Origin of the sequence: Acutalibacter intestini (genome assembly GCF_034334985.1) — a bacterium.
Classification (GTDB): domain Bacteria; phylum Bacillota; class Clostridia; order Oscillospirales; family Acutalibacteraceae; genus Acutalibacter; species Acutalibacter intestini.
This window is the reverse complement of the sequence record NZ_JAWXXL010000117.1, coordinates 1-940: the sequence shown is the minus strand read 5'-3', so window position 1 is coordinate 940 and position 940 is coordinate 1. Positions and strand designations below refer to the sequence as shown.

Here is a 940-nt window from a genome sequence, read left to right as displayed (position 1 = left end):
GCGGCAGAAGACGAAATGCAGGGGACGGAATACACATACCGCGTTGACCTTTATTCAAAGCGGGATTATATAGCCTTGTTGCGCCGGACGAAGCGGGCGTTGAAGGCCGCGGGCTTCTATGGGATCGTGATTGATCCGGAAGCCTACGAAACGGACACGGGCTTTTATCACGTCCCCATTGAATGCAGATACTACGAAAAAACGGAGGTATAAAAACTATGGCAACTATTGGTTTGCGTGATCTTTACCGTGCGCCGATCACGGTTGACGAAAGCGGCAAGGAAACATACGGAACGCCCGTGCGCATGGCGAAGGCCATTAGCGCGGAAATGTCCGTAGAGGTAGCCGAAGCGATCCTTTACGCCGACGATGGCGCGGACGAAGTGGTAAAGGAATTTGTTTCCGGCGAATTGACGTTGAACGTAAACGACCTTATGCCCGCTGACCTTGCGGCCATTTTGGGCCAGACGCAGGACGAAGACGGCGTCGTATACGCGGGCGAAGAGGACGAACCGCCCTATATGGCGATCGGCTTCCGGGCAAAGAAGGCCAATGGAATGTATAAATACATTTGGCTTTACAAGGTGAAATTCGCTATTCCTTCTGAAAGCTATAACACGAAGGGCGACAGTATAGAATTCACCACACCGGAGATCACGGGGCAGTTTATCAAACGGCCTGATGGCAAGTGGAAGGCCGAACACGTGGCCGTTCCTACGGAGCAGGCGGCGGCAAGCTGGTTCAGCGCAGTTCGGGAGCCGAAAGAAGAAACGGCGTAAAAAAATTGAAAAGGAGGTACGGGGAAGCCCCTTCGCGGGGGCTTCCCTTATTTTATTATGAGCGCAATTAAAGACGGGCGTTTGCCCATTGAGCTGAACGGCAAGGAATTCCACTTGCTGTTTTCCCTGAATGTCCTTGACGAAATGCAAGACCGCTTCGG

1 protein-coding gene and 1 pseudogene are annotated in these 940 nt (G+C 52.7%); both read left to right on the top strand.

Features of this window, described 5'->3' with window-relative positions; genetic code table 11:
* Nucleotides 1-213 (top strand): annotated as a pseudogene (locus tag U8U68_RS21960) (hypothetical protein); the annotation flags it as partial.
* A gap of 5 nt (nt 214-218) precedes the next feature.
* Nucleotides 219-779, top strand: coding sequence for a major tail protein (locus U8U68_RS21955; RefSeq protein WP_161929586.1), 561 nt, complete (start codon nt 219-221; stop codon nt 777-779).
* The last annotated feature ends 161 nt before the right edge of the window (nt 780-940 follow it).

Excerpts from the sequence above, each read along its gene's own strand:
- U8U68_RS21955 (WP_161929586.1), top strand. The coding sequence starts at position 219 with ATGGCAACTATTGGTTTGCGTGATCTTTACCGTGCGCCGATCACGGTT.